The sequence below is a fragment of the Exiguobacterium sp. AB2 genome (assembly GCF_000696055.1).
Taxonomy (GTDB): domain Bacteria; phylum Bacillota; class Bacilli; order Exiguobacteriales; family Exiguobacteriaceae; genus Exiguobacterium; species Exiguobacterium alkaliphilum.
Window position 1 is genome coordinate 1 of record NZ_JNAA01000066.1, and the last position, 637, is coordinate 637.

Here is a 637-nt window from a genome sequence, read left to right on the forward strand (position 1 = left end):
TCTTGTTGCGCGCCAGACCATGCGGGTTCTTCAGTTGGCTGTTCTTCGCCTCGATGGCGAAGCGTTTCCGGCGATGGTCCTTGAAATCATCCGTCTGCTCATAGTCGAGTTGGTCGCTGTGCTCCCTCGACTTCAATGACACGCTGTAAGACTTCGACTTGGCCCCGTCCTTGTAACAGCCTTCGCGCAAGGGGCACTGTTTGCACAGCTCGATGTCGAAGAAATGGCTCTCCACTTGGTTCTTTCCGACGTCCTTCCGTCCGCCACGGACTTTGCGGACGGCCATGTGCCCGGCTGGGCAGACGTAACGTTCGGCGTCTTTGTTGTAGGTGAATCCTTCGACACGGTTCGGTGCGGGAGAAGAAATTTGTGGGTGCAAGGGTGCGACGAGCCTGCACCCTTGCGAGGCGGCATAGATCAAGTTGTCCCGGCTAGAATAGGCCCCGTCGCCCACGATGTGATCGAACTCGGCACCGGCTAGATGGCTCTTCTCGACAAGACTCGCCAATTGTGGCCCGTCTGCCGCCTCGCCAGATGTGACGACGACGGCCGTGATGATGCCCTCCTCCGTCATCGCGAGATGATGTTTGTAGCCGAAGAATGATGAGTCGGCGCTCTTGTGCCCGGTCCGGGCATC

At 58.6% G+C, this 637-nt stretch carries 1 protein-coding gene; it reads right to left on the reverse strand.

Going from position 1 to position 637, the window contains the following annotated elements; genetic code table 11:
• Positions 1-637 (reverse strand): transposase (locus DI14_RS08740; protein WP_034807643.1); only part of this gene is annotated, 637 nt, incomplete at both ends.